Origin of the sequence: Vibrio ouci (genome assembly GCF_004551525.1) — a bacterium.
Lineage (GTDB): Bacteria > Pseudomonadota > Gammaproteobacteria > Enterobacterales > Vibrionaceae > Vibrio > Vibrio ouci.
This window is the reverse complement of sequence record NZ_SATR01000028.1, coordinates 51,926-65,319: the sequence shown is the minus strand read 5'-3', so window position 1 is coordinate 65,319 and position 13,394 is coordinate 51,926. Positions and strand designations below refer to the sequence as shown.

General features: G+C 42.7%; 12 protein-coding genes and 1 pseudogene. 5 read left to right on the top strand and 8 right to left on the bottom strand.

Annotated elements, in window-relative coordinates; all coding sequences use genetic code 11:
- Positions 1-108 precede the first annotated feature (108 nt).
- Positions 109-1,356: a DUF2971 domain-containing protein gene (locus tag ELS82_RS16980; protein ID WP_134836530.1), complete on the bottom strand. Its 1,248-nt coding sequence runs from the start codon at positions 1,354-1,356 to the stop codon at positions 109-111.
- Positions 1,357-1,879: 523 nt separating this feature from the next.
- A pseudogene (locus ELS82_RS16975) lies at positions 1,880-1,966 on the bottom strand (RNA methyltransferase); the annotation flags it as partial.
- Between the two features lie 434 nt (positions 1,967-2,400).
- On the opposite strand from ELS82_RS16975, the gene ELS82_RS16970 reads away from it, so the two are divergent.
- Both ELS82_RS16970 and ELS82_RS26350 read left to right on the top strand, forming a co-directional pair.
- Positions 2,401-2,610, top strand: a complete 210-nt coding sequence (locus tag ELS82_RS16970; RefSeq protein WP_126572558.1) for a cold-shock protein — start codon at positions 2,401-2,403, stop codon at positions 2,608-2,610.
- Between the two features lie 207 nt (positions 2,611-2,817).
- Positions 2,818-2,973 carry a hypothetical protein gene (locus tag ELS82_RS26350; RefSeq protein ID WP_167489354.1) on the top strand — a complete coding sequence of 52 codons (156 nt, stop codon included), beginning with the start codon at positions 2,818-2,820 and terminating at the stop codon, positions 2,971-2,973.
- Positions 2,974-3,442: 469 nt separating this feature from the next.
- Here ELS82_RS26350 and trmY read toward each other — a convergent pair whose 3' ends face one another.
- The 3 genes from trmY to ELS82_RS16955 form a co-directional block, all read right to left on the bottom strand.
- A complete protein-coding gene (gene trmY / locus ELS82_RS16965; protein ID WP_134836529.1) occupies positions 3,443-4,045 on the bottom strand; it encodes a tRNA (pseudouridine(54)-N(1))-methyltransferase TrmY in 603 nt (200 codons plus the stop codon).
- Positions 4,046-4,135: 90 nt separating this feature from the next.
- Positions 4,136-4,870: an RNA methyltransferase gene (locus ELS82_RS16960; protein ID WP_134836528.1), complete on the bottom strand. Its 735-nt coding sequence runs from the start codon at positions 4,868-4,870 to the stop codon at positions 4,136-4,138.
- A gap of 87 nt (positions 4,871-4,957) precedes the next feature.
- Positions 4,958-5,179 (bottom strand): DUF6500 family protein, encoded by a 222-nt coding sequence (locus ELS82_RS16955; protein WP_134836527.1) that lies wholly within the window; start codon positions 5,177-5,179, stop codon positions 4,958-4,960.
- A gap of 187 nt (positions 5,180-5,366) precedes the next feature.
- On the opposite strand from ELS82_RS16955, the gene ELS82_RS16950 reads away from it, so the two are divergent.
- Positions 5,367-5,996 (top strand): HD domain-containing protein, encoded by a 630-nt coding sequence (locus tag ELS82_RS16950; protein WP_208733195.1) that lies wholly within the window; start codon positions 5,367-5,369, stop codon positions 5,994-5,996.
- Positions 5,997-6,119: 123 nt separating this feature from the next.
- On the top strand, positions 6,120-6,851 hold the full coding sequence (locus ELS82_RS16945; RefSeq protein ID WP_134836525.1) for a substrate-binding periplasmic protein: 732 nt from the start codon (positions 6,120-6,122) through the stop codon (positions 6,849-6,851).
- Positions 6,852-6,919: 68 nt separating this feature from the next.
- On the opposite strand, the gene ELS82_RS16940 is transcribed toward ELS82_RS16945, so the two are convergent.
- The 3 genes from ELS82_RS16940 to ELS82_RS16930 all read right to left on the bottom strand — a co-directional run bounded on the left by ELS82_RS16940 (position 6,920) and on the right by ELS82_RS16930 (position 10,378).
- Complete coding sequence (locus ELS82_RS16940) at positions 6,920-8,140, bottom strand: peptidoglycan DD-metalloendopeptidase family protein (RefSeq protein WP_134836524.1); 1,221 nt, start codon at positions 8,138-8,140, stop codon at positions 6,920-6,922.
- Positions 8,141-8,256: 116 nt separating this feature from the next.
- Positions 8,257-9,213 carry an HTH-type transcriptional regulator YidZ gene (gene yidZ / locus ELS82_RS16935; protein ID WP_134836523.1) on the bottom strand — a complete coding sequence of 319 codons (957 nt, stop codon included), beginning with the start codon at positions 9,211-9,213 and terminating at the stop codon, positions 8,257-8,259.
- Positions 9,188-10,378 carry an MFS transporter gene (locus ELS82_RS16930; protein WP_134836522.1) on the bottom strand — a complete coding sequence of 397 codons (1,191 nt, stop codon included), beginning with the start codon at positions 10,376-10,378 and terminating at the stop codon, positions 9,188-9,190. Before ELS82_RS16930 ends, yidZ begins: the two co-directional genes overlap by 26 nt.
- 236 nt (positions 10,379-10,614) lie before the next feature.
- On the opposite strand from ELS82_RS16930, the gene ELS82_RS16925 reads away from it, so the two are divergent.
- Entirely contained in the window at positions 10,615-13,314 is a 2,700-nt protein-coding gene (locus tag ELS82_RS16925) for a hypothetical protein (RefSeq protein ID WP_134836521.1), read from the top strand.
- Positions 13,315-13,394: the final 80 nt, after the last annotated feature.

The window sequence follows — 13,394 nt, the reverse complement described above, 5'->3', positions numbered from 1 at the left end:
GACAACTGGCTTACTGACATTGAATATGGAGGCAGTAGCTTCTTCAATATGGCTTCTTTTCTTTCTGCTGGAATACGAGACACAATTCATTCTTACCGCCCAAACTGGTTAAATTTTAACAGTGACAACTATCCTGCCAGAGGGGGATTCTTTGGGCCCCAATTCTACGAAGGACTCTTCGTTAATTAACCTATACTCGTTTTCGTAATCCCAATCCTTAGTTTTCCTCGTAATATCTCTAATGAAATTAGACCAATAATGTTGCCTAAAATCACTGCCGTTAGACTGTTTGTAATAATCAAAACAATCACTGATATGACCGTTCTTGGAATGCATCCAGTTATCTTTGATCAAATCTAGAGGTAGCCTACCCATGCTCTTGAAGAAATCAACATCACCTGCACCATGTTTATAGTCGATTCTGTGAAATGGGAACGACTTACCACCTGTCGGAGCAGTTCCGGGGACGTTATATAAGCGTAAAGACTCATTCATTGGTTTGAAGATCAAACAACAGCCTTTGTGTGAATCTGCATAATGTCCCCACATCGCAGAATTCTCGCTGTCAGAAACGAAACATGATGTTGCCCAAGCTGGAAATAGTAAGGCTTGCAGACTTTCTATATAATCTTTGGGAAACTCCAAAACAAAAAATCGATGGGTGTGGTCTCGTTCATCATCATAAAAGCCCATTTTAAGCTGCATCGCAGTGAGGTATTGTATTTGCGCCTCAAGAAATTGGTCCATGTAACTTTGCATATCTGCTCGATCTAACTTTCTGACAGCTTCGATTATTGGACGATATTTACTTACTAAACATTTGAAAGATGGCTTAGGCGCATTCGCTTTGTAGTCAAAAGCTTCTGGTATTTCTTTCGACAATTCTCTATTAACAATCTTCATAACTACTAGATGAATACTATCTAAGTGAAAAAGCAGTTCATCCTTTCGAATACAACGCTCGAAAGCCGTAATGATATCCAAAACGAAACGGACATGTGGGTTACGAATAACCTTGCGAGCTATTCTACCGTAGAGTTCCTTATACTTTTCAGTAGGAATAGTTGATGGCATCAAAAAGAGATCAATTGAATCTATATGGTTATGGAAATCATCCTCAGACAACTCATGTGCCAAAATAGAGTTAGTCAATGTAAGAGAGTAGTTGCGAACTAAGTTCTCCCAAACAACGCGATCGCCAGTCCAATGAATGTTTCTCAAACCTTCAACTGGATCATTAAGCTCTTCTGGGAATGCAAAATAGATGCTTTGATTCTCTAGTTCACCAAAATAACCTTGTTTAGGGTCTCCTTGAAGCAATGCTTTAAGATTTCTAAATCTATATATTTCTTCCATATGTGGGTAACTCAGATACGAAAATTCTAAAAATCAGAGAGTTAAAAAGATATACCCAATTGAACTTAAAAGGAACAACGAACTAAGGACTTTCACCCCGTATTACATCTCGAGGATTAACAGCCAATAGCATGAGAAGAATGGATAACTTTTGGTATTGAAAAAAACCGTGAACAGGGTGTGAATGATTAAAAAGTCTAGCCAATAATGGGGCACAAACAATTCAGAACAACCTCACGCAACGAAAGAGCCCTGTGTTTTAAAGGCAAATCGAAAAACTTAGAGAGATTCCCTACTCCTTCCTTCGTCAGTCTATGGAATGACGAAGAGAGGGCTAGAAAATGACGGGAGTGAGAGTGACAGAAAGCTCGCGTTGCTTTTTACTGGTTAAGACATCACTGCTGTTTGTCGAGCGGTGCAGTCTAGTGCTGTTGAACCAACTCAATTAGAAATTCATCAGCTCAAAACAAAAAAGCGCAGTGATTGGCCATCACTGCGCTTTTTGTACGTTCTGTACCAACTATTAGCTGTGCTGACAGCGTAGGTTATCCAGGATAATGCCTGTCGCCATTGCTACGTTCAATGACTCTGCGCCACCGAAAACTGGAATGGCGTGCCTGATAAGTTGGGTATGTTAGAGAAGTAGCAAAAGCACAAAATTTTGAAGGGCTGGCGTAATACGTCAGCCCTTTTGATACCGTCATCCTCAAGAACGAGGAACGAGTGAGTTGGGGATCTCTAAAAGTCTACTGCGGACTTTTGTTTGGACAGAACCTTAATGGGTACAAACCAACTCACATCGCGTATACAGGATCTACGCCATTCATCGTTAGAAAAAATAAATGAAAATAAACCTATCTTTAATTATTCAAACCTGTATAGTTGCTGTCGCTCTGACAAAGAGTTGTTTAAAGATAAAAATATAAAGTAAGTTTTCCAGCGTCATCCTTAGCAAGTTTCTCTCTGTATCTCCCTTAATTCCCTATCTCCAAAATAATACCTATGTTCAGTGCACCTTAATTTTAATTTCATAAGGGGCATAATATGTCTAATCAAGCAATTGGTACAGTAAAGTGGTTTAACGAAACTAAAGGTTTCGGTTTCATTTCTCAAGAAAATGGCGATGATTTATTTGTTCATTTCCGAAGCATTTTAGGTGATGGGTTTAAGAAACTTGTTGAGGGAGAAAAGGTTTCCTTTACCATAGGTAAAGGACCAAAAGGTCTTCAAGCTGAAAATGTAACGGCACTTTAGTCTTACAGTTGAATTTTAACTTCCTTATCATTATTCGTGTGGTAAGGAAGTTGCTCTGACAAATAGTTGTTTCAAGATAAAATATAAAGAAAGTTTTTCAGCGTCATCCCTAGCAAGTTTCTCTCTGTAACCTCCCTTAATTCTCTATCCTAAAAATAATACCTATGTTCAGTGCACCTTAATTTTAATTTTTATTAGGGGCATAATATGTCTAATCAAACAGTTAATAACGAGAATAGATTTAATAAAAGTAAAACTATTCAAAATAAACAGACTTCAATCACTGAAAGAGTGAAGGTGAATAGTCTTCTCCAAAGAGTTGTCAATGGCCAAGCTGGTGTTGTTTTGGAGGAGTTATTTTGAAAAACAATGGAAGAAAGAAGATCTGGTTCAAGTTAAAAAAGTGCGAATCAAGTACTAGAAAATATTTTTTATCAAATTGAATATATAGTTTGTAAGGAGCTGGGTCATCGACCTCTTTTTAATACCCTAGCAAACTTTGGGCACAAACAATTCAGAACCACCTCACGCAACGAAAGAGCCCTGCGTTTTAAAGGCAAATCGAAAAACTTAGAGAGATTCCCTACTCCTTCCTTCGTCAGTCTATGGAATGACGCAGGAAAGGACGAGCAAAGGATGGAAGGGGAAAAGAAATGACTGAGAGCTCGCGTTACTTTTGACTGGTTAAGGTATCGCTGCAGTTTGTCGACCGGTGAAGTCTATCAGTTGTGGAACCAACTCAATAAAAAATTCCATCTGCTCAAAATAAAAAACGCAGTGATTTGTCATCACTGCGCTCTACTATCACGTTTGGTTTGATTAACTAAATCGCTCAGAACCCACGTCGATCAAACTCATTATGGATAAGCACGATACATTGAGACGCAAATAGCATTTGAGGGCCAAGACTCACCTTCTGCGTACCTAAACGCTTGAGACTGTTCCAACTCTTTTTAGGCATAGGAATGTGGTCAGTTAGGATAAAACAAGCCGGGCCGCTGAACGGTTCGTCACGAATATCCGTCCCTTTCTTATCAAGTAAGTAAAGCGTGTATTCCTCTGCTAAACGTTGAACCAGTTTTTCAAAACTCACTGTTTCAACACTTAACCCTTCAGACACATCGAGCTGCTCTTCTTTCTTCATGCCAACCGAGTGTTGTAACCCTTTGGCGATCAAAGCGATCAGAGCCGACTCATGAAAGCCACCAATATTACGAAGTTGGCTAGAATCAAAACGTAGGGTACGTGAGAAATCTGCTGTACTTTCAATAACTAGATAGACCGTCACATCATCACGATGAGATTGCGCGGTAAAAATCGCGTTCATCAATACGTGGGCAAGAATTTCGGAGTGAGCGTCACCGCCGACTCCTGCAACAAACGTGTTATGGTCAGTGGATGCGGCGCGAGCACGGATGACAAAGGCTTTGTTCATAAATAACCATTCATTTAAAAAGTAACGGAGGGTGCCCCGACTCATCCACTTACAAAGAGTCGAAAGCTTAAAGATGTTCTAAATCTATTCTTAACTGTGCTGACGGCGCAAGTTATCCAAGATGATGCCAGTCGCCATTGCTACGTTCAGTGACTCTGCACCACCGAAAGCTGGAATCGTGATCTTATCAGTCACGAACTTTGCAGCTTGTTCACGAATGCCGTGAGACTCACTGCCCATCAGCAAAATCCCCTCAGCAGCAAACTCGGTTTTATGTACGCTTTCACCTTCAAGGAATGCACCGTAAACAGGAAGGTTCGATTGCTCTAGGTAGCTTGGCAGATCAAGCTGGCTTACCGTTACACGGCCGAAGCTGCCCATGGTCGCACTGATGGTTTTCGGGTTGTATGGGTCAGCACAGTCAGTGCTCGCCACAATGTGCTTGATGCCGTACCAGTCAGCAACACGAATAATGGTGCCTAGGTTGCCTGGGTCAGATACGCCATCTAACGCAATCATCAAGCCCTGAGCTTTTGGTGTTTCTACACTTGGAATTTCAACCACAGCGATAGCCGCGTTGTTGCTAACTAGCGTGCTCGCTTTGGTTAAATCATCAAGCGAGGCTTCAATACATTCGAAACTGCTTAGTTCGCTACGATTCTCATCCAGAAACTCTTGAGTCGCAAAAATTTGCTTAACCGTTAGAGAGCTATTCGCCAACTCAAGTACGTTCTTTTCTCCTTGCACCAAAAACAAACCATGCGCTTTACGCTGTTTCTTTTGGCCAAGAGCTCGAAGTAATTTAAGTTGGTTTTTTGAAATCATAATCTATCCAAAGTGAGAGGGCTTAGCCCAAATAAAAGCGCGGCAATTATAGAGTAAAGCACCGCATAGCTAAAGAGGCTAAGCGATTTAACTCTGTTCTGCTGAGACCATTTCAATGATTTTCTTTGCCTTCTCAAAATGGTCCAGCTTGTGAGTTTGAATCCACCATGTAGCGGCTTCCATCAGAAGTTCAGGATCATCATTCTTGTTGGCAAAAAATGCATAGAAAGAGACACCCACACCCTCGCCTTTTTGAGCAATCTTCTTTTGACATACTGAAATAACTTTATCTTGTAATGAGCGGCGCATTGTATCCCTTTTCGTTCAGAAATTTAGAGACTTACCCTACTGAAGTTCACTAATGCTCACAACCGTAACTTACTCAGATTGCTAACATTGAGACACAATAAAAACAATGTGATACGCCACTATCCCATTAACAAAGTCATGCATGCTAGTATGCGTATCTATCAATTTTAGGAGCGAATCTTTGGATATTATTCAGCGCTTTGAACCACGACTGTTTGAGTTTATCAGCCAAGAGATGGTGCAAGACCCAGCTCATGATCTTAGCCATGTAAAGAGAGTAGTAAAAACGGCGCGTGAGTTATGCCAACAAGAAAACGCTCGCCTAGAAGTTGTTTTGCCTGCTGCTTACTTACACGACTGCTTTACCTTTGCCAAGAACCACCCAGACAGAGCGAAAAGTTCGACCATTGCGGCTGACAAAGCCACTGCGTATTTACAAAGTATTGGTTATCCAAGCGAGTTCATCAGCGACATTCACCACGCCATTTGCGCCCATAGCTACAGCGCCAACATAACCCCAACCACGCTGGAAGCTAAGATTGTTCAAGACGCCGATAGATTGGATGCGCTTGGGGCTGTCGGCATAGCACGTTGCTTACAAGTCAGCGCTGGGTTTGGTGCTAGCCTATATCAAGTTGATGACCCGTTTTGTACTGACCGTGAATTGGATGACAAAAACTACACGGTGGATCACTTCTACAATAAGCTGTTTAAGCTTGAAGCAATGATGAACACTGAATCTGCAAAGCAAGAAGCACGCAAAAGAACGGCTTATATGGAAGGATTTCTTCAACAGTTACAGCAAGAGATAGACTGATTCGATGTCATCCTAACCAGTCACCTTAGTCCCATTCATGCTCAGCGCTGAGTCAATAAATGTTCCAAAGCTACTCGCCACAAATGACTACACTTATTGAAATGACTCAGCGAGGAGCAATGTATGTTTACCCGAGCTCTTATCTTATTCACCTTATTGGTTTTGCCTGCCCATGCTCAAATGCCAGTGAATGTCGTCTGGACGATACAAGATGAGTGGCCGCCCTACGTCATTGATTCTGGAAACAAAAAGGGGCTAGCTCACGACATTATTTCAGAAGCCTTTGCAGTCCAAGGTTATCAAATCAAGAATACGATCAAACCGTGGAGTCGAGCACTTCGCGAAGTCATGACACAACGTTTTGATATTGCCCTCACCGTCTGGAAAAGCAGCGAGCGATTGGTTTTTCTTTCCTTCAGCGACCCTTACCTGACCAACTCATTGGTTTTCGTTACCTTAAAAGGCAATAGCTTCGACTATTCGGGGCTGTCTAGCCTTAATGATAAGAGAATTGGAGTGTTGAGGGGGTATGCGTATGACGACTCTTTCTTACAAGCTGAAAACTTCGACCGAATGGAGTCTGACAGTTTAGCCACCAACGTTCGAAAGCTGAAAGCCAAAAGAATCGATGCTTTGATCGCTGATAAAATCTTTTTCCGTTGGTATATCAAAACCAATCAGATGGACATCAATGATTTTGAGTTTGTTGCCCAGCCTCTAGCGGTAAACCCATTACATATTGCGATCAGCCGAGATCACCCTAAACGGGAAGAGATACTCTCTGCGTTTAATGCTGGCCTTAAAGCACTTCAACAGTCAGGTCGGATAGCCGAGTTAATTGAGCAATACCAATAAAAACACTCATAACAATAAAGCTAATCGATTATAAAAATGGCGAGGTTATAACACCTCGCCATTTTTCTTTAGCCTTGAGAAATATCGCTATTCACCTTAGCCTCAAACTCAGCAATACGAGCAACGAATGCTGGCTTATCTTTCTTCGATATTGATGTTGCCAATGGCAGATTGGCCTTCATTGGATCGACAGCTCTGTTCCTGACTCGAACCTCAAAGTGCAGATGTGGCCCAGTCAAACGCCCGGTTGCGCCTGACAGTGCTATTTTCTGCCCACGTTTAACCTGCTGGCCTCGCTTGACCAGAGACTTACTCAGATGCAAATAACGCGTGGTATAGACACTGTTGTGCTCAATAACGACATATTTGCCAGCATAGGGGTGGTCTCTCACCGCGACAACTTTGCCATCACCAGTTGAATAAATGGGTGCACCTACAGGCGTGGCGAAGTCCGTACCGTTATGCGGCGAAATTCGTCCTGTCACTGGGTGCTTACGTTTAGGGTTAAACGGTGAGGTAATCCGGCGGTATTGAGCATCTATCGGATAACGGTTAAAGGCGCGCTCTAAGCTGTTACCCTCCCGATCATAGAAACGTCCATCATTGGCTAAAAACGCAGAGACATCACCTTTCGCAAGCTTAAATGAAATCGCTTGAATCTCACTATTCCCCGTTGGGTGGTCACCAAGGTACTGCTTATTGACCATCACATCGAACTGGTCACCGGCTCTGAGCGTACGAGAGAAATTTATCTTATCCTTCAACACCCGCGTGATTTCGGCAATCTGCTTTGATGACAGACCCATCTTGTGAGCAGAAAGCGAAAAGCTGCCATTGATCGTGCCGCTATATAGCTCTTCACGCCACTCACCCGGCAGTTCTTGAAAATCATAAACAAACTCCCCGTCATCCGTTCTACGATAGGTAGCTTGCTCAACCAAACTGATATGGTAAGTCAATGAGCGTAGCTGACGAGTGTGGCTATCCACAATGAACTCAAGCTGATCACCAGGCTTAATCGTATCAAGCTGCAAGTGCTCTAGATCTGCAGCAAGCACCTTATGCAGCGTTGTGTAGGGTATGTTCCATGAAGAAAAGATATCACTTAGCGTATCGCCAACTTTGACGAAATAGTGCACGCGTATGACAGAGTCTTTCAGCGGCGCTTCAGGGGCAGGCGTGACGACAATTTTTGGTGGTGGAGTCTGCTCATCGAAGGTTGGTAGGAAGAACGCAGCAGAAAGCGCAACCCCTGCAATGGCAGATAATACTATTCTAAAATGTTTCATCAAATCAGCTAAACTTATAAACAACCGATACGTTATAACATAACATAAATGGCAATTTGTACTATTTAGCTGAAAATTGACTTAAAGGCACTGACATCTTTGCCGGACTAAGCCAGTTATTGTTCACCGTACAGGCTCTTAAGCGTTTCTCTTAGCCATGTAATCTTCGGGTTCTGGTTATTGCGTTTATGCCAAATCATGGTGAAAGGAATCAACAACTTGTATTGATGTTCTTCCGCTATCGGAATTGGCAGAGCAACCAAATTCAGGTGCAACTGCTGACAATAGCTTTGGCAATATTTAGGCGCTGTGGTCAACATGTCATGTCCCGGTTTTTCAGCAATAAATAGAGCTTGCTCAAAGCTGGCCATGGTCGATCTCACATTACGTCGATAACCTTGTTCAATCAGTATCTCATCCAGTGCCCAATCTTCGCTTTTCTCCCAAGTCACGTTGATATGGGCATAGCTTAAAAAAGTCTCCAAGTTCCACTCTTGCTGCAAAGCAGGATGATCTTTGCGTAAGTACACCAAAGGTAGATCAGAGAACAGCACCTCAAAGTTAATGAAGTAGGGCAACAACTCAAGCGACTCTCTAGAGCGAGGATGGCTTTCACGACCAGTGAAACCAATATCAATATCGCCACGGGTAATCGCGTCTATTGAGTCATAATCCCAATTGTTAAACTTCACTTTCGAATCTGGGTAAGTTTGGTGAATTCGGCTGGTTAACTCATCGACTTTGATCAGCGACAGAGGGGATTCAATCGCCAAATTAAACGTCACACCACTTGGCGCTTCATCACCACGACGAGAGATAAGTTGAGTGCCTATTTGAGTCCAATCAGACAAGCTCTCTTCCATACTGGTTGCTAGGGTCGTTGGCTTTAACCCCTGAGGCGTGTTCACAAACAGAGGATCATCAAACCAATCTCGCAGCTTAGCTAACGACTTACTCACTGTAGATGGCGTCACATTGAGCTTCTTCGCAGCTTTGGTGACACTCTGCTCTTGCAGCAGCAATTGCAGAGTGAACAACAAATTTAGGTCAAGACGGGCAAGAGATTTCTTCATGGCATTCACTAATGTGCTGATTTGGCACTAATACTATTAGAGAGAGCCCGATAACGCTACCCATCGCTAATGCAATAAACAGCATCATCACCGCAGAGACACCTAGCAAAGCCATGGCCCAGATGTAAAAAGCAGAACATGAAACCTGCGCAATACCCAGTATCGAACTCGCCAAACCAGCTTTACGCGAGAACAAGCTTAACGCCTGACTCATCGCCACACCGAAACCCATCGAAAAACCCATACTGATCAAGACAAAACCCATCATGTATAGAGTCGAGCTATCGCCATTCAAGTGAGCCGCGAGAATAGCGATAGCCGACATCATAGTTATAACTTGTGACGCTATCAGCAATGTTTTTTGCTTGAAGTAACTCAGTAAGATTGGCGCAGAAAATGAAGTCGACATTCCCACCATGGCAAGTAAAGCCATCGCCGTTGAGTACTCGCCACGAGTAAAATTAAGGGTATCCATCACAATCATTGGCGAAGTGTTCACATAAGAAAGAATCGCCGTTACCGCTAGTGAGGTGAACACCACTCGTGAGACGAAAAACCGGTCGAATAGTGATTCTTGGACGTTAGCTTGTTTATCAGCGTCAGTTCTATTCTGCTTTGGAAGGGTTTCTTTCAAAACCACGGTGGCAAGAAAGCCGACTGCTAACCCCATCAATGCCATAACAGTGAAAAGTACTGGCCAAGGAAACTTAAGCATAATTAGATTACCAATCACCGGAGCCAATACGGGAATCATGCAAGTAATGCCATTGAGCATCGACAAGACTTTAGCTCGCTTTTTATCATCCAAGGTATCGCGCAGAATCGCGAATGCAACCACGTAGCAGCACGCAGCCCCTACCCCTTGGAAAAATCGCATGACGAGAAAGCTGTCACTGGTTTCCGATGCCCCCGCTAACATTGAAGCAATCGAAAAGATCACCGCTCCTGCCATCGCTATCGGTTTTCGGCCAACATGGTCAGCAAGGCGGCCCACAAACAACATAGTCGTCGCCATACCCGCGAGATAAATAGAAAATGCGATATGAAGTTGCGATTCACTTGCCGCTAAATCTTTGGCAATTTGAGGCAACGCGACCAAGTAAAGGTCTATCGCTGTTGGGTAGAGCAGCACAAAGGCAAAGCTGCATAGAAGAAATCGTGACATGTTGTCCTCGCTCACGGTAATCGTTTGCGAGAATCATAGGGCATGGGCTGATGATTGGCGCGTTGCCATTTTGACAACAGGTATTTCCATTTACGACATAGTGGCACTTAAGCAAACGAACCTAGCTTTCTGGTTCATTTTCTTACTGACAAAAGTGCAACTAGATTAATAACATTTTACACAGTGAACATTAATGCATATCATCCAAATGATCTTATCAACACGGAGTACCATAAATGATTATGCGTAGGTTTCTATTTCCACTTTCAGTAATTAGCGTCGCACTTACTGCATCCAGTTTTTCAACGTATGCCAGTACGAGCCTTGCGGAAATACCAATTGACAATGATGAGTACACAGAGGCACTTCATCAGCTCGGATTCAATATTTATTCAGTAGATAAACGACCGTTTGATCCTGTAAATGGTTTGCCAAATTCAAACTATAAGCCACAGGAAACATTTATTACCCCTGTCGTTCAGGATCAGTTAGGCTTTACAAATTTCCCTAAAAGCGAAGAAAACCAAGACTATTTGTTTTACCAAACAGACCCATACGGAGTAAGCGAAAACCAGCTCCCCTTAGAGAGTACGAGTTACATTGATAATCAAAATGACTTATCAGCCGAGCAGTCCCATAGCTTTGGGAAAAGTGTTGTAGGCGGAGAAATTCTGAGATCAAATATTCACAGAGCAACCTTTCTTTATGGACAAGAGTCAAAATTATTTGCGAGTGGTAGTGCGGCCTTAGAGCTAGTAAGATCAGGTGACATTGCTAAACTTCATCTAACATTTGATACACCCCAAGGTAAAGTTTCCAACACACTACATACCGATACAGGCAGTAATTTCCCTATTCCAAGTGACGAAAAGCTTAAGCAGACACATAGACTTGATTCCACTTTCTTAGACATTGATGGGGATGGCTACTCTGAACTACTTGCTGCTTCTTATAACGGCAGGGTATACGTGTTTACTCTCGAAAACCTAACTGATTCTTCAAGTGGTACACTGCTTGCGTCCTATGCACTCCGTCCAGAGTTTTCAAAGGAAGAATACGGTAGTATATCCCTTGCAAAAGGCGAATTTAGAACGGAGCCAGGCGAACAGTTAATATTCCTCAAACGTACATATGCCTACCCTTGGATTCCAGAGGATCCCGCTAAAGAATACCATTGCTTCGAGCGCGAAGTTCACATCGTTAAACTCGGTACGGAGGGTTACAACACTCTCATCAATAATCCATATACCGAGTTATCTGAATATTTCTGCCCTCAAGCAATAGCCAGTGCAAAGATCAACGGACAAAATCGTGATCAGTTAATCTTAGGTGGGGTTCATGTGGACGTTAAACGTACACTTGGTACTCATGTCATTAATATCAACGAAATAGATAGTACGACATACTCTTCAGAGCCTTTCGCTGCCTTTGATTGGAGTGAAAGTAAGTGGAAAGAGGAAAGCTTCTATGCGCAAACATCCATTGCTGCTGCTGATCTACTTGGCATAGGACAAGATTACATTGCCTACGCTAGTAAGATTTTTGTCTTTGATCCATCAAGAGCCAATAAATTATCCAAAGTCGGGCGATGGGACTTAGGTGAGGCGTCAAATGTAACACTCGAGTGGCGAGTTGGTAACTTTGCAGAAGATTTTAGCGAATACCAAACTAAAAACAATTTATTAGCTGCATCGCCATCAGAATCGCAACTAGTCCGATCTGAAGGTGAAGAGCTGATACTGGCAAGAATCAATCGGGACAACGATAAATACTCACTTCGAACAGTACAATTGATCGATGTGGACAATAGTACCTTTGAGGATGTTGTCGATATAAACGGCGGCTTTTACGGATATAAATCAGGCTTGAACAGAGCGTACATTTCACAACCTACATTTTTCCCTACCTCTAGAGTAGAGATCGCAACCAATTATCACTCGGCTTACCCAAGCTTAAATACGGTTGATCCGAACCAAGTATCAATTAATGCTAAGTATGTAGGCGGACACGAGGTCAAAGTGTCAGCGCCTATACTGCTTGAAGCAATGGATCCTGTTCCATATTATGCGAACTTGTTCGAGTCTATGAAACCTAATCAAGAATTTTATCATTCCACTGAAACGGGCGAGTCATATAGCCTGACTTCAACATCTTCTGCGGGGACAAGTTCTGGAATAACGACCCCAGTATTTAGCTATGCAATAAGCTCCACTGTTAGTGAGATTTTTAGTCAGCAACTCTCCGTGACGAAAACCACCTCGAATACAGCAGGCAATACAACCGGAGACGCTTTTCTCCACTTTGAAGTAACTCCATATGACAGCTACGAGTACAAAATACTTTCAGCGCCAAATGAGTTGGCGGATGCTATAGGCACTGCAACGAGATATATGTTCCCTAGAACGCCATTGAGCTCTTATGTAAACCTTTCAACATATAATCAAGTAAATGATGAAACGGGAGGAAAGCTGTTTTCTTATGACCATCTATTTGCGCCCAAAGGTATACCTCTAGAGTATCCAGGAATAAACGATGTTTATGAAAGATATCCAGATGCACAAGAAAGCACGTATCATTCTCCGCCTCCAACACCTGACCAATACTTGGAAGTGGGTATGACTGTAACCACTTATTTAGAAGAAGGTCAGGGGAGTGGGGAATCCCTCTCCCAGACAGCAGAGGTAGGGCTGAATTACAGAAACTTTGGTTTCAGCAACAGCAAATCATATACAAAAGGCTTAGAAACGTTAACCAGCCGTTCATGGAGTGGCTCTCAAGGCTATTATGGTCGAGTCAACGGATTTGAAATCAGCGAAGAGTTCCCTGTCTATGAGTTTGGAATGTACATGGCTACAGACACCAATATAGAAGGCGCAGAAGAAGACTATATAAAAATAGGCTTCTTTATGACGAACACTAACACTTTGAAACATTAACAACACATTACATACTAAACTACACGCCACTCTTTCACACAAAAGTGGCGTCTTCATATCTGGACCCTTTATCTAACTTG

Coding starts and splice junctions, on each gene's coding strand:
- ELS82_RS16980 (WP_134836530.1), bottom strand. CDS start 1,356: ATGGAAGAAATATATAGATTTAGAAATCTTAAAGCATTGCTTCAAGGA.
- ELS82_RS16970 (WP_126572558.1), top strand. CDS start 2,401: ATGTCTAATCAAGCAATTGGTACAGTAAAGTGGTTTAACGAAACTAAA.
- ELS82_RS26350 (WP_167489354.1), top strand. CDS start 2,818: ATGTCTAATCAAACAGTTAATAACGAGAATAGATTTAATAAAAGTAAA.
- trmY (WP_134836529.1), bottom strand. CDS start 4,045: ATGAACAAAGCCTTTGTCATCCGTGCTCGCGCCGCATCCACTGACCAT.
- ELS82_RS16960 (WP_134836528.1), bottom strand. CDS start 4,870: ATGATTTCAAAAAACCAACTTAAATTACTTCGAGCTCTTGGCCAAAAG.
- ELS82_RS16955 (WP_134836527.1), bottom strand. CDS start 5,179: ATGCGCCGCTCATTACAAGATAAAGTTATTTCAGTATGTCAAAAGAAG.
- ELS82_RS16945 (WP_134836525.1), top strand. CDS start 6,120: ATGTTTACCCGAGCTCTTATCTTATTCACCTTATTGGTTTTGCCTGCC.
- ELS82_RS16940 (WP_134836524.1), bottom strand. CDS start 8,140: ATGAAACATTTTAGAATAGTATTATCTGCCATTGCAGGGGTTGCGCTT.
- yidZ (WP_134836523.1), bottom strand. CDS start 9,213: ATGAAGAAATCTCTTGCCCGTCTTGACCTAAATTTGTTGTTCACTCTG.
- ELS82_RS16930 (WP_134836522.1), bottom strand. CDS start 10,378: ATGTCACGATTTCTTCTATGCAGCTTTGCCTTTGTGCTGCTCTACCCA.
- ELS82_RS16925 (WP_134836521.1), top strand. CDS start 10,615: ATGATTATGCGTAGGTTTCTATTTCCACTTTCAGTAATTAGCGTCGCA.